Source organism: Bacteroides sp. 214, from assembly GCF_010501015.1.
Taxonomy (GTDB): domain Bacteria; phylum Bacteroidota; class Bacteroidia; order Bacteroidales; family Bacteroidaceae; genus Bacteroides.
Window position 1 is genome coordinate 166,212 of record NZ_QVML01000001.1, and the last position, 17,624, is coordinate 183,835.

Consider the following 17,624-nt stretch of genomic DNA (forward strand, 5'->3'; position numbering starts at 1 on the left):
GACTGTTTGAATCATTAATGTGTACTAAGCGTTACCTTTGTTTCTTTCATCCCTTCTGCTGCTGCTCTAACCTCAATTGTTCCTGTTTCTTTTCCAGCGCGAATAATCGCCATGGCTCTTCCTTTGAACAGCATAGGTCTTGATGAACCAAAACTTTCCATATCGGTAGGAGAGGCATTGCCCGATGCGATAATCGTTCCGTTACCATTGCACTCTATTTCTATCTTGCGGTCGGTATTCAGTAATACATTTCCTTGTTCATCTATTAGTTCGATGAGTACGTAAGAGAGGTCTTGCCCATCAGCTTTTAGCTGGCTCTTGTCGGGCGTGAGACGTAAGGCTGCTGGTTTACCCTGTGTTTGGAGTACAGTCGAAGCTCCCTCGATATTATTATTCACTTCTACTGCTCTTAAAATACCCGGTTGATAGGGCACGCGGAATGAAGCGGTGTAGAGTGTGTCGATAGTTTGTTCGCCAACTAATGTGTTGTTAAGGTAGAGTCTTACTCCTGCAGCGCGTGTATATACATTTACCTTTAGTGTGTCATTCTCAAATTCGGGGAATGTCCATGAGAGTGACTCTTCGCGCCATCCCCAGAAACTAACTTTCTTTATCTTTCCGGCGGGGACAGGAGTTTCTACTGCCATACTGATTGCTCGTTCGCGCCACAAAACATCTCGATAATAGGATTGTGGTTTCTTGATACCGATTAAATCAATATCTCCACACCAACCGTTGAACCATGGCCACTCCATGAACTGATGTACATTTTCTTGCGGGTCAACTTCAAAGGAATTGCCCAAGCCGGATTCGCCAAGATAGTCCATAGCTGTCCAGATGAAGTCGCCGATAACGTAAGGAAGTCGTTCTACTTTATCCCAATTTCCAGCGGCTTCGGTAGCTACGCTTTCGCTGCTGTACATAATGCGTTCAGGAAATCGAACGTGTTTCTCTTCAAAGAACCGCCACATGTAGTTGTAACCTGCTATGTCGAGATGATAGAACGCGTTATCCAGCGGAATCATTGCTGTACGGTCTTTGTTCCAATATTTGTTGACTCCCGCGGTTATGGGGCGGGTATTGTCGAATTGCAGAATTTCGTTTTTGAGATAGAGTGCTGTTGCCTTTCCTCTTTCGGAAATTCGTTCGCGAATCTCGTTTCCAATACTCCACATAATAACCGATGGTCGATTGCGGTCTCTTAATACTAAGTTCTGAAGATCTTTAGCACTCCATTCGTCAAAGTATAGATGATAGTCGGCATCGTTTTTCTTGCTACGCCATTGGTCGAACGCTTCGTCTATAACCAACATTCCTAAGCGGTCGCACGCGTTCATGAAACTCTCCGACATAGGGTTGTGTGAACCTCTCACGGCATTGTAGCCATTTTGTTTCAGTAGTTGTATTTTGCGTTCTTCGGCACGGTCGAAGGAAGCGGAACCCAATAGCCCGTTGTCATGATGTACGCATCCGCCTTTCAGTAACGTTGGTACACCATTGAGTTCAAAACCTTTTTCTACTGAGTATTGAATGGTTCGAATTCCAAAAGGTAATACGTACTCATCTTCTTTTATATTGTTGTTCCATAAGCTGATTTTTACTTCGTAAAGATGAGGTGCGTCGGTATTCCACAACAACGGTTTCTGTACTTGTATCTCAAAAGGTACAATCACTTTGCTTCCTTTGGCTACACTGGTTTGTGAGCTACTTTGCGCGACTATCTCTCCTTTGGGCGAAATGAAAGTTACGTTTACCGTGTAGTCTTTCTCTTTTTTGTCACTATTGACCACTGTAGTAGATAATGAGATATCCGCCTGTTGGTTTTGTACACTTGCTGTATGGATAAATGTTCCCCAATCTTCAAGATAGGAAGATGCTGTACGAATGAGCCATACGTGACGATAAATACCCGAGCCTGTGTACCAACGAGAGTTTTTACCTTCGTTGAGTACGCGTACAGCTATCGTGTTTTCTTTTCCCGCGCGATTACAATAAGGAGTAATGTCTACTCGAAAAGTGGTATAACCATATACGTTACGATATACTTTCTGTCCGTTTACCCATATCTCGGACTGATTGTAGATGCCTTCAAAATAAAGTTCATGACGTTTGTTCGCGTCTTCTTTGGGGATAACGAATGACTTGCGGTACCAGCCTTCGCCACCTACGGTGTTTCCGGTGGCAAATCCGCCTGCGCTCTCTTTGCTGAAAGGACCTACCACCTTCCCGGGTTCCTGATTGGGTAGATGTTCTATACCCCAATCGTGTGGAAGATCAATGATTCGCCATGAAGCATCGTTAAAGGTAGGTTGCTCAGCTTGTTGGATTCCAAGTTGGAAGCGCCAATCATTGTCGAATAACACTTTCCGTTGTGAGAAGGCTTGTGATGTAAACAGGACTACAAGTAGTAGGGTTGTAACTATACGCATGATTTTTATTTTTTCTGCTAATTTAGAGGTTTCTATAGTTTCGGATGCTATAAAGTTGTACACAAAACATAGACAATTGTGGTTTTCTACACAATGAGTGCAAATATTACACTTAATCAGTTTGTTCTTGAAAAATAATAATATGCGTTGTCTTGTAACTGAAGATGTCGTAACCGATTGTTGCTTATTGGTTGATTTGATGATTATTTTTATCGTTTTCGTTTCTTTTGAATGGATGCGTTTCTGTCAATAAGATAGCAGGAAGCAGTAGCATGAGCTATAAAACGCCTGCTTTGCTTTCTTTTGTCGTTTTGGGTCTTTGAGATTAATCTTATGCAAACAGAGCAAATGTGCCCTACAAGGCTTCTGGGAGGGATAGCTTTGAACAAAAAGTGCTTATGGTTCAAGCCTCTTCTGCTTATGGCTCAAGCTCCTTCTGCTTATGGTTCACGACTCATTTGCCATAGGCTTGAGAGGCAAATGCTACTGGCTTAGCGGGAAAAGTGGACTTTGCTTTGAATAAAAGCAGACTTTGCTTTGTGTGTGTTTGAACTGCGTTTCGATTAAAAAAGCAGTTCAAAAAAACATGCTTCACAAAGCCTATAAGGGCGTTTCCTGCAAAAGCAGAGTCTTGAACTGTCTGTTTGGGCGGGTTTCTTTAACTCGTTTTCCTTCGATTTTTTTGAGGCAAAGGGTAGTTTCCCTTAAATTATCGCAAGCAAATGGCGTTTAGCAAAATGATAGTTAAAACAAAAAGCCAACGCTGGTAGGTGTTGGCTTTTTTGAAGTATTTAATATCAAACCTTATCTGATATACTGACTCAATTCAATTCCCAACTCCTTAATACCCTCAGCTACAAGCAGTGCTACTTGTTTTGCGCCTTTCTCCATCATGTGTGTGTCGTCTTGTATTCCATCGGGCTTAAATGGATCTATACCGGCTTCCAACCAACGGTAGTAAGGCTTTGACGCTTCGTCGCCCAGCATGGTAATGAAATCGCGGGTCTTTTGATTGGCATCAATCATCGGCACATTCATTTCTTTGGCTACTCTGCGGGTAATGATGGGATATCCTTTCAGACGGTCGTCTACCAAGTGCCCGTTTTGGAACGTGCGCATAACTACCGATGTAAGTAAGATGGGATTGCCACCTCTCGCCTTAGTGTCGTTAATCATTTTAATAAGATTCTTTTCGTAATCCTCATAAGAAGCATGACGCTCGGGGCGGGTAGAAGCGTCGTTGTGCCCAAACTGAATAAAGACATAGTCGCCCGGAGTTACTTCCGACAATAGCTTATCCCATCTTCCTTCGGAGATAAAGGTCTTTGTACTGCGTCCGCCAATGGCATGATTGCGTATTTGTATGCCTTCTGCTAAGTATAGCGATAGCATTTGTGCCCAGCCGCGAATGAAGCCGTGCTTTTCTTGTTCGTAATGTTGCGCGGTAGAGTCTCCGGCAATGAGGATAGCCGGTCTTTTTGTTTCGGGACCTGCGGTTACAGAGATAACAATTGCTCCGCCATGCGGGTCGAAATCGAACATTGCTTTCTCTGCCGTGAGGTGCACAGGTAGATTCTTTTTCCCTTGCTTAACGGCTATTTGCTGGATGTTACTACGGTCTATAACCAATGTGAGGGGCTCATAGTACAATTTCTTATCCAGTGTAAGCGTGGGGGTTACAGTGATGCTTTTTTTGTTTTTAGTGATACTTAACTGTACTTCCTCCCGCTCCTTAGTATAGGCGGCAACTTCGGCGAAGGTACCTACCCATACCTTATCTTCCATGCTTTTTACTTTCTCCAAGTGTTCCCAAAAGCGCTGTGGATTTCCAAAAGCATCGTATCCATAAGTGATGCCATGTGTCATTCCTACGCCCCATTCTTTATTTTCGATGAGTTTATCTACCCATTTCTCAAGATCTTCGGGTGTCGATTTGCTACCGATGGAGCGTTGCACAGTTCGCGAACCTACACGGTTTTTGGTAACATAAGCTACTCCTTCGGGTGTTTTGGCGTTGTTGGGATAGCAGAAAGAACGTGCCCATATTCCGATGTGCTTAATGATAGCGCTGTCGTTTTTATCCACATCCTCTTTAATCTCTTCGAACGAGAATCGCTTGAAGTTCCGGTGTAACCAACCATGATTGGATATCTCGTGCCCATTCATCGCCATTTCTTTGAGGTTTGCCCATGTTACACGAGTGGTGTCGGTAATGGCGTTATCACTTTCGTTAACTCTACCTCCATTAATATAGAACGTTCCTTTGAAACCCAATCGGTCGAAGAATGGTGCAACGAGTGTGTACTGTTCCTTCAAACCATCGTCGAAGGTATAACTGATGGCACAAGCACGGTCGCCTTGATAGGTCGCAACGCGAACAGGAAAGTCGGTTATGGTTTGCGTTTGCACAGTAATAGCAAGCAAGCTTAGGCAGAGTGCAATGATAGTTGTTTTCATAGGTTTATTGAGTTACTATTTTAACACCGCGTGGTGCATCTATTTTAGATATGATTTTTCCGTTCTTTTGCTTCGTATGTTTTATTTTTACTACACCGTGTGGAGTAGGGAAGGTTCCCTCTACCCATTCGAGGTCTCCCAGATTGGGCTCTATCTTTAGTACTTTGCAACCGGGTTCTACTATTTTCACTCCCAATACATGTTCGCTAAGCCACGCTGTGGGTCCCGAAGCCCATCCATGACAGAAACTGTGCCGGAAGCCCGGATAGCAGTACGCACCAAAGTCACCATGAATATCTTTTTTGCCCGCAGGGGTTAATTCATCGAGACGCGCAGCGTTTTCCAACCATTCCAAATTGAAATCTTCCCAGAAGGTGGTAGCTCCCATATCGAGCATACCGCCCCAATATTGGCGTATCACGCGCAAAGCCTCGTCGTATTGTCCTGCCAAAGCCTGCGCTTGCAGCATATAGTAGCCATAGAATGTAGAGAACCCGGCTGCTCCTCCTACAGAGACCACCTCATTGCAAGCCTTTTCGGGTGCAATAATATTGGCTATAGCCATAAGTGAAGCTGCTTGTTTAAGGTTGTTGTGGTCTTTAACGAACTTGTTCATGCGGTCAACACACTGCTGTGCTTTTTGAACATAGGCAGTTTCATTCAGTATTCCGCATAACTTAGCTGCGTCTTTCATAGCCCACACAATGAGCGCGCGGTATCCCGATTCTACACCTTCCTTGTTAGGGCTCGAAGGCCAATCCAGGAAACGGTTGGGAGAGAGTTCTTCTTTACCGTTTTCATCTATCTTGCTTTCGATGAGGTCAACAAGTCCAAGTATGTACTCTTTGTGCTTGTTGAGGAAGTTGCGGTCGCCTGTATGCATAAACCAATCGTAGTGAATAATGAGATACCACAAGGAGTAAGCACTCATGCCGTTCATCCATTGTGGTAGCGGATATAGTTCGCAAGCCAGGTCGAGTGTTTGCGGAATAATCTCGTTATTACCGAATACGGTTGCGATAGTTGCTACTTCGGGATGCATATCGCCCAGCCATATTGCGCGGTCGCGTTTGATGCCATCCCAAAGATACTCTTGCATATTAAGATGAACGGTATATGCTCCTGTAAGCCATATTTTGTTTAACCGCTCGTCATTGCTCTTGAACGAACCCAGATAAGGTATTTCGCGATATCTCAAGATAGCCGATGCCTCCTTAATGCGTATCGTTGTATTCTTTTGCAAAAGGTCTATGCGCACGAAACGAAAGCCGGTGTTGCCAATCTCTAAGAGTCCATCGCGTGGTATTTCCATCGTAATATCGCGCATGGCGTGGTCATCGGTAGAGAATCCTACTTTCCATGCACTATTATTGGTTTGGCTGTTACACTCTCCAACCGACTCTCCAAAACGGATACGAACCAATGATGGCTCCCGGCGAGAAGAACTGCCCAGTACGAGTTGCAAGCCTCCATGAATTTCCTTACCGTAGTCGAGCAGGATAGAAGCTGTTTCGTTCTCGGTGCTTTTCATTTCGCACATGTTTTTTTTGCCAAACACGCTTTGGCTGTTGCCTTGTTTTAATAAAGCATCCTCGTACTTTACCAATTCGCTATTGCCATCGTATTTCCACACAATGCGTTGCGGAGTGATGTATACGCGCGTTAATTCATCCTTTCGTGTTTTCTCCGTATACTCTGAACCGAATACAGGTGGGAGTTGTGCTTTTATTGTTGTAATGGTTGCGGCTACAAACAATACAAGTAGTGAGATTCGTAGTGCGTTCATAAGTAATGGATTATATAGTTCTTTTTTATTCAATAATTATCATTTAACTTTTTCAAAATAAGGCAACCTATTCAATGGAACCTCAATCTCAATTGTTCTACCTCCTTTGTGCATTTTCCCCAAATCATCTCTCCAGCGCCCTTTCGGCAGTTTTACTGTTCGTTTGTTTTGATTGGTTACAACGGGGGCAATCATATAGTTGTTGCCCAGCATAAACTGGTCTTTACACGCTGCGAACCCTTCGTTAGGATAAGCATATTCCATGTGTTGCACTATCGGTTCTCCTGTTTGGGCAGACTCACGGGCACAATTAAGTATGTATGCTCCCATGCGTTTGTGTAAGTGAGCCATCTCTTTTACAATCTTCAGGTTTTCTTCATTGAGGATTCTCCATGGAGCTACCGAGAATTGCATCATTGGCATAAGAGCATGTACCTGTGCGGAGCGAACAATTAACTGCTGGTCGAACTTCGTAGGGTCAAGGTTCAAGAATGATTTGAACTGTCCGCCGCCAATCATATCGGGACATGTGTAGGCGTAGCCTGCTAATCCTGCTGCAATCATTTCGGGTATAAGTGAGCGCACAGCGTTCCATGAATAGTGCTTATCACCTAAACGTTGTACCAAAGCTTCTCCACCCATCTGCCAACAAGCACGATACTCATTTACCGGAAACTCCAGACCAATGCGTGCCCATGCTTCGGTGTGGTCTACGGATATGGCATCTTTCTTGTAACTTTCTAATGTCTTTGATGTGTAGAAACCATTATCACCAGCATCAAACTTAAATCCATCTACACCGTACTCGCGCTGCATGTTTTTCAATAGGGCAATAAAATGTGCAGAAGCTTCGGGGTTGGTGAAGTCATAACAAGCGCTATACCCATTCCACCATTTTAGTAAAGCGGTTCCACTCTTGCTGTCACGAATGAGGTATTTCTTGGCATTTAGCTCCCTGTATTCAGGACTATCTGCCGATACAAACGGACATATCCAAAGCATTACTTTGAAACCCATCCGATGCAATTCATCAATCATACCTTTCGGGTTGGGAAACTTTTCAGCTCTGAAGTCGAAGTTACCATAGTAACGTTGCCAGTTATCGTCAATCATCAATACTCCCGGAGGGAAGCCATTGTCGATGATGCCACGTGCATATGCTAAAATATCTTCTTGGTTCTGGTTGTACATCAACTCAATCCAAGTGTTGTATTGCGGCATGGTAAAGAATAGCGTATCGGGTAATACGCCACTTGGTTTGAAATGTGCGTTACAAGCCGCAAGGTAAGCATCGCGCAGCGTTGTACCTGCCGACTGAACGGCTATCTTTTCGTATGTTGAAGTAATGATCATATTGCCCTCCTTTACCGAGTAGCTGAAAGGGTAATCGCTCCACACATACCTGCCTTTGTTGGAGAGCAGGAGAGGAACTACTTGATTGTTGTTGTTTTGCGTTTCTAAATTATATACTTCCAATGGTTGTACGTAAGGCATTCGGGAACCGAGCGCGACGGCTCCTCCCCACCAATATTCATCGGGTTGTGTTTTTATTTCGGTAATATGTTGTGCAGCAAGTGTCTGGCACAAGAAAAAAGTTAGAATTAGGAAGAACTTATTCATAAATAATGTCTGCGGTTGTATTGGTGTTGTCTCTGAATAATATTTTGTCATTACTGTTGCTATGCAGCTTAATGTTCTTTAGCGCGAATTGGTCAGTAAAGACTACCTTACCCGACTTCTCGCAAGACACTGTGATGTCTTTTAACTCCATATTGATTAAACGCAAGGAGTCGTCGCGACCGGCAGCCGAAATAAACTCGCGTATATTCGTTGCTGTAACGTTGCTCATATATACATTGCGGAAATGAGGGAAACCTTTTTCCACTGGCTCGACGCGGGTAAGCATCACCTTCCAGTGATTAGGGATTTCTTTGCCTTCATATTCGGCAGGGAGTTCCGAATAACTGTATTTGGGGTTCCAATTAAGCTCGGCAACAAATACGTGACGTGCGTTGTCGGCTTCTACGTTAGTCATATAGATATTCTCTACGACACCACCGCGGGTCATTGCCGATTTTAGTCGCATAACAGCAGATGTACCGTAGGACTTGAGATTGTAGCCCAAGATGTTATAAATGCCTCCCGATGTTTCGCTGCCGCAAGTCATTAAGCCACCACCTTTACGGGCAATGCAGTTGCGGATAACAACATATTCCGTAGGACGGTTTACGCGTAAACCGTCGGCATCTCTACCGGCTTTCAGGCAAATGTTGTCGTCGTTGCAATCAATGTCACAATTCTCTATCAGGATATAAGAAGAAGAATCTACATCAATGCCATCGGTGCTGGGACCATGTCCGCCGATGTTGTTGTTTATCAGAAGTCCGTCGGCAGTACAGTGCGAAGAGTATAATAGTTGAATACCCCAGAATCCGGTGCGCATCAGGGTAAAGTCACGCAGGGTAACATCCTTGCTGTTTGATACCAAAATGCCACGTACTCGCTTGCAGTCGTAATCTACAATCCAGCGAAGACTACGTTGTTCGTAGTCTTTGCGCATCGTCCAGTACTTTTCCCAAAAGCCTTCTCCGCGGCAATCAATGGTTCCCTTACCCGATATGGCAGCGTTCTCTGCATCGAGTATGTTCAGTACTGCCGATGGCCATACCATTTCTATACCGGCAATACGTGTCATAGATTCGGGATAATGATTGATGTCGCGGCTTCCCAGTAGAGTAACCCCTTCGCCAATGTGTAAGTTTACACCACTCTTAATAAAGAGTGCGCCGGTATGATAATATCCCGGCTCGAAGGTAACCATACCTCCGCCATTTTCATGGCAAGCATCGATAGCTGCCTGAATAGCCTCTGTACTTAGTACGGTACTATCATTGACTGCACCATAATTTGTTACAGCGAACTGCTTGCTGCCCGGATATGTTTTGGCACCCACTTCCTTTACCCACGGAAGTTTGGTGTAATCTTGTTCGCCCTCTGCGGCACATCCGCAAAGAATGTACACGCTTAAAAGTAAGGAGGCGGAGAGGTTTACTAACTGTTTCATAACTATAATAAGGTATTAATTACCGTCGGGTTTCTCTATTTCATAGAACGGACTTAAATCCCACTGGAAGAGGCTTACTGCGTCTGGTTGGGCGGGATTGTAGGGTATGTATTCGGTCGCAATCTCTTTGGCTAAAGGCAAATTGATGGCTTTGATACCTTCAACCACACACTTAGCTACCTGAAAAGCTCCATAGGTATTGAAGTGGGTATTGTCGGCAAGTGCTGTTGTTTGTCCGGGGAAGGTATTGGCAGGGTAGTGCGCAAGTGCTTTTTTAGAGTCTTCCACACCCATTGCTTCAAAAAGCGTGCGTGTCATGGAGTGTAGGTCTATCAAGGCAATCTCTTCTTTGTTTGCCAACCACTTCATTGCTTCGGGGAAATTCTCGTGTGTATCTCTGATTTTACCGTTTTCATCGAAATTCCTTCTTTGTGTAGGAGTTACAAGTACGGGGGTTGCGCCGCGCAGACGCGCTTCGTCTACAAATGTTTTCAGACTGGTCATGTAGGAGTAGTAAGCACCTTTGCCGGGACCTTTTTGTTTCTGGTCGTTGTGTCCAAATTCAATAAAGATATAATCGCCCGCCTTCATTTGTGTCAACGCTTTTTTAAGTCTGCCCGCACCAATGAAAGTATTTGCCGATTCGCCCGACTCGGCGTAGTTGGCAACAGCTACTTTTTCATTAAAGAAAAAAGGTATCATCTGTCCCCAGCTTGCCCATGGCTCCCTGTCTTGGTCAACTACGGTAGAGTTTCCGCAGAGAAACACGGTAATGGCATCGTCTATCTTCTCAATACTGAGTGAGGTAATTTGTGGCGCGCTTCCGTTAAATTCTAACGTGAGTTTGTTGTCCCAGTTGAGTTTGGTCTTTTCGCGGGTTTTGATGCGTACGTGTTCTTTTTCTGATATTTGCGTATTACGCTTGTTTACAATAAAGGTACGTTCAACGATTTCTCCTTTTTTAGTTGCAAGCCGGTTGATGAAAAGTCTACGCGACTCTGCTCTAACAGTTGTAACACCTGCTTTCTTCTTAGACCCAATGCCAATGGTTACTTTGTAGTTTCCATCGGGAACGGATATAGAGAAAAAGAAAGGGGCGTTGCTTTTTCCGTCGGGTGCAGGTTGCAGGTCGTAGCCATAGCCTGTCTCGGGAGTGAAGAGTGATGTTGGGGCTATTTTGATACTGCCCTCTTTGGCTTTTCCTTCGGAAAAATCGAATTTGAAACTGGTTTGCTGTGCCTGACAAATAGTAGACAAAGTAACAGCGATAATAAATAGTAGCTTTTTCATGATTGTTATAAATGATTTTTGTGCTAAAGTACAGGTTTTTGAAAGGTTCGGATATATAAAGTTGTACACAAAACATAGAAAATTGTAAAACTCTACAGAAAAGGTGCAAATATTACACGTTGAGGCTTTTGTTTGTATTGTGCACACTCTGTAATCTTACTTCTGATTCTGTTATACATATAAGAACAGTTAAAAAACTTACCAGTTGCCACTCCTGCTCTTTTGCTCCAACTATCTTTTTGCTAAAAGCCATTTGCTTGCGATAATTCAGGGGAAACCACCCCCTGCTTCAAAAGAATCGAAGGAAAACGAGTTAAAGAAAAACATCGAAAAATAAGCTTTGAGAGGCTCTTTTTTGTGCGAATCGACGATTTGGGCATTGTGGGACGTGTTTTTCTGACTGGTTTATGTATCAAAACTCAGTCAAAACCGATATAAAACTCACTCTGATTCGTATTAAAACCCAGTCCATTTTTTTTAATCTCCTTATGGATGAACGACCGTTTGCTATAAGCAAACGCTCTGAATGCTTATGGAAGATGGGTCGCGAGCTTATGGCAAACAGTCGTTCGTCCATAAGCAAATTTTCTTTCAAACAATCGCACTCAGAAGGCTTGTGAGAGGGATTGCCTCATTCTTAAATACTCAATAGAAACAATTAGAATAATCGCAAAAGAAAGCAAATCAGGTGTGTAGGTGGGTATGCTAACCTCTTTTGCTGTCTAATTGACAGGAATGTATCTGTTTGTAAAGTATGGGAATAGTAAAAATATTTATCAATTGGATGTGCGTGCAACCTCATGAATACCCTCTTTTAAGAGTGAAAATACAATTTTTGAGTACAGAAACCGTTTATCTTACGTCTTTTAGTATAATACACAAATTACTATGAACCACATCGAACGATTTTATGCTACCGTAGAACGACGTCCGGTAGATCGCCCCGCTTCCTGGCTTGGTATTCCGGATCATGCGGCTGTACCTGCACTCCTTTCGCACTTTGGAGTAAACAATATCAATGAACTCAAAGCACGTCTGAATGACGATATTTATCCGGTTGAAATACCTTATCATTCGCCCGATAGTAATGCTATTTACGCTGCATTCAACTTTGCAAAAGGCGGAAGCCACGGAACAGACGAACGTACGCTTACCGCACCCGGATTCTTCGAAGACTATTCGGATCCTGCCGACGTAGAACGTTTCGACTGGCCCGATCCCGAGAAATATATAGACCCGGCTGAGTGTGCCCGCGTAGTGAGCGAAGTTCCCGCCGGATATGCTATTATGGGTGTATCGTGGTCGGCTCATTTTCAAGATGCTTGTGCGGCTTTCGGTATGGAAACAGCACTGATGACTATGGTCATGAACCCGGATATGTTTAAAGCGGTTATCAACAGGATCACGGATTTTTATTTACGGGCAAATGAAATATTTTACAAAGCCACACAAGGAAAAATTCATGCAGTGCTGATTGGTAATGACTTCGGTAGCCAGAACAACCTGATGGTATCGCCGGAGATGCTTCGGGAGTTCGTCTTCGATGGAACGAAAAAGATGATTGAACAAGCAAAAAAGTATAATCTGAAAGTTGTTCATCACTCCTGCGGTAGTATTTACGATGTAATTCCCGATTTAATAGAATTAGGTGTGGATGTAATTCACCCCATACAAGCCTTGGCGGCAAAGATGGAACCACAACGATTGCACGATGATTTCGGTTCTAAGGTTTCTTTCTGTGGCGGAGTAGACGCTCAATACTTGCTGGTAAACGGAAAACCGGAAGAGGTTTATGCAAAGGTAAAAGAACTGGAAGGCATATTTCCTACCGGTCTCATCATCTCGCCAAGCCATGAGGCTATCTTAACAGATATTCCTCCTGCAAACATCGAAGCTTTGTTTAATGCTATAAATAAATAGAATATATGAAGAGATATGGAAGCATCATCGGGCTTCGCCCCGAGAAACTCGAAGAGTACAAGAAATTACATGCCGAAGTGTGGCCGGGTGTCTTGAAAATGATTAAAGAGTGCGGACTGCGCAATTATAGTATTTATTACAAAGACGGTTTCCTCTTTAGTTACTACGAATACATTGGTACCGACTACGAAGCTGATATGGCAAAGATGGCTGCCGACCCCGAGACGCAACGCTGGTGGGAGGTGTGCAAACCGTGCCAACAACCGCTCGAAACGCGTGGCGATGGCGAATGGTGGGCAGATATGGAGGAGTTCTTTCACGTAGATTGATGTACTTATGAAGTCTATCTTGAAATCTTCAACCGGAAAAAGCTTCTTGGTTGCTTTTATACTTGTCTCTTCTTTGTACCTGATGTGGGGCTGTGCCCATGGCTTATTGGATGTACTGAACAAACATTTTCAGGGAGCTTTTGAGATGAGCAAGGCAGAGTCTGGCTTTGTGCAGTTCTCTACTTACATTGCTTACTTTATTATGGCATTGCCAGCCGGTTTTATTATTCGTAAGATTGGTTACAAGAAAGGTATCGTTATCGGTTTATTGCTGTTTGCTCTTGGGGCATTTGCTTTTATCCCGTCCGCTTTCCTGCATTCGCCCGTTCCGTTCCTGATTGCATTGTTTGTGTTGGCTTGCGGACTTTGTATTATTGAAACCGGTGCGCATCCTTACATAACCGTAATGGGTGCCGAAGAATATGCCGCGCAACGCATTAATATTGCAGCAGGTTTTAATGGTATTGGCTGGATTATCGGGCCTATCATAGGCGGTGCGCTGATTTTTGGCTCTTCGCCCGAAGATGAAATGGCGTTGGCAAAACCCTATATCCTTGTAGGTGTTGTAGTGCTTATTATTACCATTATTTTTGCACTAACCAAGCTCCCTCAAATAGAGATAGAACAAGATACTGTAACCGAAGGGGATGTAGCGGCAAAGAACGTGTCCATTTGGAAATACAAGGGGTTTGTCTTGGCTGTAATTGCTCAATTCCTTTATTGTGGCGCGCAAACAGGCATCTTTAGCTTCTTTATTAATTATGTTACCGAACTGGAACCGTCGCTTACAAATCTGCAAGCTTCTCAATTACTGGGATTTGGTGGCATGTTTCTATTCCTTATAGGACGTTTAAGTTGTAGTCTTATTATGCGTTGGCTCAAACCCGAAACTGTGTTGTTGACGTTTGGCTTGTTGGCATCTATCTGTATGGTAGCAGTAGTGCTTTCTATAGGAAAAGTGTCACTCTGCGCGCTCTATGCTTCGTTTTTCTTTATGTCTACCATGTTTCCCACTATCTTTGCTTTGGGAGTGAAAGGGATGAATGACAAACAAACCAAGAAAGCTTCTTCTTTCCTTGTGATGGGAGTTGCCGGCGGAGCGGTGTTCCCCATTTTGATGGGAGCAATAGGAGAAACACATATGGGACTGGGCTTTGTGTTGCCACTATTGGGATTCTTGTTTATCTCATATTTTGGATTTTGGAAGAGTAGGAGAGTTGCCGAATAATAGTTTCGGCAACACTTATTTACTTATTTCCTTGCTTTCAACCTTATCCAGCTTTATATCTTTTAATCCTTTACTGTCCGAAACAGAGAATCCATTTACTCCGCGCAATACAAAGTAGGGTGCTACCGCTGCTTTATCTGCCTTGAAGTTGCGGAAATCTATGTTCTCTACGTCCATTAATACAGCTACCGGGCGGGTATCTTCCTCTATAAACCGCATGGTAACATTATTGACTTCTATGTTTTTGGCATGGCGCACAAAGAGTCCGTAGGCAGGAAGAATCCCGAAGGTGGCAGGCTCCGGATAATCTTTTTCGCGTTCGGGAACATCATACGCATCACGTGGAGCAATCGGCTCATTGCGGGTAAAGAAGTTGTTAATCAGTTCTTCGGGTTGTTCGGCTGCGTGTTGAAGCGAAAGCCCTCCTTTGTATTCAATGTGAATATTGCTCAAAACAACGTCTTCAATGAGATGACCGGGAAGTCCGGCAATGATAGAAGCATATCGTGTATCGGCATTTCTAACCGATACATTGGATATTTGAACACGACGTATCTTGGCAACCGGAGTTGTCTCTTTTGGTCCACGGGCACGATTCCCTAAACGAATAAATAGAGGAGCGTTGGTAATATCGCGCATGGCGATGTTATTGATAGTAATGTCCTCAATAATACCACCGTCTACTGTTTCTAAAGCTAAACCACGGCAACGGTCGAACACGCAGTTGGAAATCGTAATGTTTTTGAAGCCGCCATTGGATTCGGTACCAAACTTAATGCGTCCTGTAGGACCTTCACGGTCGGGTGCATGTGTTATCGTACGCTTAAATGTGCCATCGAGTAGCGTGCCGGGGTCGTAGCCGGATACCTGGCAATTGGTGATTGTTACATTCTCTGTATCTTTTGCATAGCCAAGCCCGTAAGAGCTTTTAAGAACAATGGCATCGTCATTCAGGGTGTTTACATAGCAATTAGAAACACGAACATTGGCGCAACAATCTATGTCGAACGCGTCGCGATTGGTATCTACACGCAGGTTATCAAGTGTCAAATTATCCACACCGGTGGCAAGTAAGGCGAAGTGTCCGCACATCAGCATTGAAATGTCGCGAATGGTTACGTTTCTACACTCTTTCAGCGAAATGGCCTTATTAGCATTTCGAATTGCACCTGCACGATTGGCTCCGCGAAAGAGACCTTCTGTACCGTCTATCAATCCAAAACCTATGATTGAAATATCATGTAAACCAATTCCCCAGATTAGACTATTCTGCCAATGGCTATGCCCAAAGTCCTGATACATGTTGAATTCGTTTGGCTCTGCTTCGTCATAGCCATTTTCTTCGGTAGCTTTTGCTGCAACTATAGTTGCACCATGATCTATATAAAGAGAAATGTTGCTTTTCAGTCGAATGGAGTAGCTGAGGTATTTTCCGGCAGGTATATAAACAGTTCCTCCACCTGTTTGCGCTGCTGCTTCAATGGCTTGGTTGATGGCATCGCTGTCTATGTGTATGCCATCGCCTTTGGCTCCATATTCCTTTACATTGTAAAACGTGTTTTGTGCTGTCGTTGCACTTAATGAACAAAGAGTGGAAGCAATAAGAATGATTGTTGCGAATATATTTTTCATGTTCCTATTTTGGTTTGTGTTTCTAATTATATCCGCCAAAGTTACATCTTTTTCTTTAATGTAGCTGTGTATGAAAAGAAAAGGAGGATGCATCATGTGATGCATCCTCCTTACTATATAGGGTTTTGTTCCTTAGAACTTGTAGTCAATACCTACTCCAAATACTTTGTTGGTACGGCTGTATATGTCTTTACCAGATAAACCTGTGCCGTTGTATCCTGTTCCTGGTGTGCCGGTTGCGGCAACGCTCTTGGTGTAGTCTTCGTAATCTGTCCAGAAGTAACCAACGTTTAGTTTAACCTTTGGCGAGAAGTTGATTACTGCTCCAAATCCTACAGAGTAAGAGTCGCAATAGAAACTTGTGTCACTTTGGAAATCATCAGACAAACCATAGTTCGTATTTTGATAACCGGCACTTAGTGTTATGTATTTATGTACATCCCATTCGATACCTGCAAGATATTCGCTTGTTCCGCTTTTCAGTTTCTTTTGCTTATTGTTTGCCATTCCTGCGTCTTTATCGAAGAAGTAGTGATACTCAATTGTGGCGCGAAGGTTTGGAAGGAACTCGTAACCTAATCCTGCGGTGAGGAGGGCAGGGATATCATTGGGGGTGTTTACACCATGTGCATAATCGGCTAATGCACCTTCGGGGTCACTGTTTTTCTTTGTTTTGTTTTCAATGTTCAGGTTGGTCATAAACTCGTACTTCAAACCAAGATTGAATTTACCAAACTTTACATCGGCACCAATAATAGGGGTTATTCCCCAGCCAGTTTGGTCTACATCAAGTTCGATAGGATACAGAACAGTTTCGTTATCAGCTTTTGATATGGCAAACAAATAACCTTCATATCCGCTGTTTACATAATTCATACGTCCACCGGCAAAAACAGAAAGGATATCGTTTATTTTATAAGACAATCCCAACTGCAATCCATAAATGTATTGTTTGCCATCCATTGCAGAGTTAATGCTGTACTTATCAGGTGTAACTCCCATTGCGGCCAATCCTGCCATTACTTTGGAGTCGAACATAGGTAAACCATCGTCAAAAGAAGCCTTACCTCCACCACCGGTTACGGCAAAGCTACCCGAAATAGTCCAATCACCTTTCTTGTAAGCGGCTTGAATACTTGGAATAATAGGAGCAGAAGCGGTTCCTTTGTATTTACGTGTGCCTTGCCAAAGTGGAAAATCAGAAGCATGAATTACACGTGTTTGGAATGCACTCTGTATATTTAACGAAAAGTATGTCCCGTCTTCCAGGAAAGCAAGTCCGGCAGGGTTAGAATAAACTCCATCCAATGCAATTGAGGCACCGCGAGCAAGCATTCTGTTGAATGCGGCATGTTGATTCGTATTGGTTAAGATACCACCTGCGAAAGTTGAAATTGAAACAGTTGCCAGGAAGGCAACAAATAATGATAATCTTCTCATAATCGTTGTTGTGTTTTTATATTTCGCGGCAAAGGTATAATAAAAATGC

The 17,624-nt window shown here is 43.5% G+C and carries 11 protein-coding genes; 3 read left to right on the forward strand and 8 right to left on the reverse strand.

From position 1 onward, the window contains the following. Positions 1–14 precede the first annotated feature (14 nt). From D0T50_RS00665 to D0T50_RS00690, 6 genes are all read right to left on the reverse strand, one after another. Complete coding sequence (locus D0T50_RS00665) at positions 15–2,429, reverse strand: sugar-binding domain-containing protein (RefSeq protein ID WP_163220936.1); 2,415 nt, start codon at positions 2,427–2,429, stop codon at positions 15–17. Between the two features lie 804 nt (positions 2,430–3,233). Continuing rightward, positions 3,234–4,886 carry a polysaccharide deacetylase family protein gene (locus D0T50_RS00670; protein WP_163220938.1) on the reverse strand — a complete coding sequence of 551 codons (1,653 nt, stop codon included), beginning with the start codon at positions 4,884–4,886 and terminating at the stop codon, positions 3,234–3,236. A gap of 4 nt (positions 4,887–4,890) precedes the next feature. Beyond that, positions 4,891–6,672, reverse strand: a complete 1,782-nt coding sequence (locus tag D0T50_RS00675; RefSeq protein ID WP_163220942.1) for an alpha-L-rhamnosidase C-terminal domain-containing protein — start codon at positions 6,670–6,672, stop codon at positions 4,891–4,893. Between the two features lie 39 nt (positions 6,673–6,711). Then, on the reverse strand, positions 6,712–8,292 hold the full coding sequence (locus tag D0T50_RS00680; RefSeq protein ID WP_163220945.1) for a glycoside hydrolase family 31 protein: 1,581 nt from the start codon (positions 8,290–8,292) through the stop codon (positions 6,712–6,714). Further along, the gene (locus D0T50_RS00685; RefSeq protein WP_163220948.1) at positions 8,285–9,736 is read right to left on the reverse strand and encodes a glycoside hydrolase family 28 protein; all 1,452 of its coding nucleotides are present in this window, start codon (positions 9,734–9,736) and stop codon (positions 8,285–8,287) included. Before D0T50_RS00685 ends, D0T50_RS00680 begins: the two co-directional genes overlap by 8 nt. A gap of 15 nt (positions 9,737–9,751) precedes the next feature. Further along, positions 9,752–11,026 carry a rhamnogalacturonan acetylesterase gene (locus D0T50_RS00690; protein ID WP_163220951.1) on the reverse strand — a complete coding sequence of 425 codons (1,275 nt, stop codon included), beginning with the start codon at positions 11,024–11,026 and terminating at the stop codon, positions 9,752–9,754. A gap of 888 nt (positions 11,027–11,914) precedes the next feature. Here D0T50_RS00690 and D0T50_RS00695 point away from each other — a divergent pair. From D0T50_RS00695 to D0T50_RS00705, 3 genes are read left to right on the forward strand one after another with little or no spacing between them, the layout of a single operon-like run. Then, on the forward strand, positions 11,915–12,946 hold the full coding sequence (locus D0T50_RS00695; RefSeq protein ID WP_163220953.1) for a uroporphyrinogen decarboxylase family protein: 1,032 nt from the start codon (positions 11,915–11,917) through the stop codon (positions 12,944–12,946). 5 nt (positions 12,947–12,951) lie between these two features. Then, positions 12,952–13,275 carry an L-rhamnose mutarotase gene (locus D0T50_RS00700; protein WP_163220955.1) on the forward strand — a complete coding sequence of 108 codons (324 nt, stop codon included), beginning with the start codon at positions 12,952–12,954 and terminating at the stop codon, positions 13,273–13,275. Between the two features lie 7 nt (positions 13,276–13,282). Next, a complete protein-coding gene (locus D0T50_RS00705) occupies positions 13,283–14,503 on the forward strand; it encodes a sugar MFS transporter (protein WP_163220957.1) in 1,221 nt (406 codons plus the stop codon). A gap of 15 nt (positions 14,504–14,518) precedes the next feature. Here the strand turns inward: D0T50_RS00705 and D0T50_RS00710 are convergent, their stop codons facing one another. Both D0T50_RS00710 and D0T50_RS00715 read right to left on the reverse strand, forming a co-directional pair. Then, a complete protein-coding gene (locus D0T50_RS00710; RefSeq protein WP_163220959.1) occupies positions 14,519–16,135 on the reverse strand; it encodes a glycoside hydrolase family 28 protein in 1,617 nt (538 codons plus the stop codon). 132 nt (positions 16,136–16,267) lie between these two features. Then, the gene (locus D0T50_RS00715) at positions 16,268–17,575 is read right to left on the reverse strand and encodes an OmpP1/FadL family transporter (protein ID WP_163220962.1); all 1,308 of its coding nucleotides are present in this window, start codon (positions 17,573–17,575) and stop codon (positions 16,268–16,270) included. Between the last annotated feature and the right edge of the window lie 49 nt (positions 17,576–17,624).

What these genes read in the sequence shown, in the direction of transcription:
- D0T50_RS00665 (WP_163220936.1), bottom strand. Translation starts at nt 2,429, where the DNA reads ATGCGTATAGTTACAACCCTACTACTTGTAGTCCTGTTTACATCACAA.
- D0T50_RS00670 (WP_163220938.1), bottom strand. Translation starts at nt 4,886, where the DNA reads ATGAAAACAACTATCATTGCACTCTGCCTAAGCTTGCTTGCTATTACT.
- D0T50_RS00675 (WP_163220942.1), bottom strand. Translation starts at nt 6,672, where the DNA reads ATGAACGCACTACGAATCTCACTACTTGTATTGTTTGTAGCCGCAACC.
- D0T50_RS00680 (WP_163220945.1), bottom strand. Translation starts at nt 8,292, where the DNA reads ATGAATAAGTTCTTCCTAATTCTAACTTTTTTCTTGTGCCAGACACTT.
- D0T50_RS00685 (WP_163220948.1), bottom strand. Translation starts at nt 9,736, where the DNA reads ATGAAACAGTTAGTAAACCTCTCCGCCTCCTTACTTTTAAGCGTGTAC.
- D0T50_RS00690 (WP_163220951.1), bottom strand. Translation starts at nt 11,026, where the DNA reads ATGAAAAAGCTACTATTTATTATCGCTGTTACTTTGTCTACTATTTGT.
- D0T50_RS00695 (WP_163220953.1), top strand. Translation starts at nt 11,915, where the DNA reads ATGAACCACATCGAACGATTTTATGCTACCGTAGAACGACGTCCGGTA.
- D0T50_RS00700 (WP_163220955.1), top strand. Translation starts at nt 12,952, where the DNA reads ATGAAGAGATATGGAAGCATCATCGGGCTTCGCCCCGAGAAACTCGAA.
- D0T50_RS00705 (WP_163220957.1), top strand. Translation starts at nt 13,283, where the DNA reads ATGAAGTCTATCTTGAAATCTTCAACCGGAAAAAGCTTCTTGGTTGCT.
- D0T50_RS00710 (WP_163220959.1), bottom strand. Translation starts at nt 16,135, where the DNA reads ATGAAAAATATATTCGCAACAATCATTCTTATTGCTTCCACTCTTTGT.
- D0T50_RS00715 (WP_163220962.1), bottom strand. Translation starts at nt 17,575, where the DNA reads ATGAGAAGATTATCATTATTTGTTGCCTTCCTGGCAACTGTTTCAATT.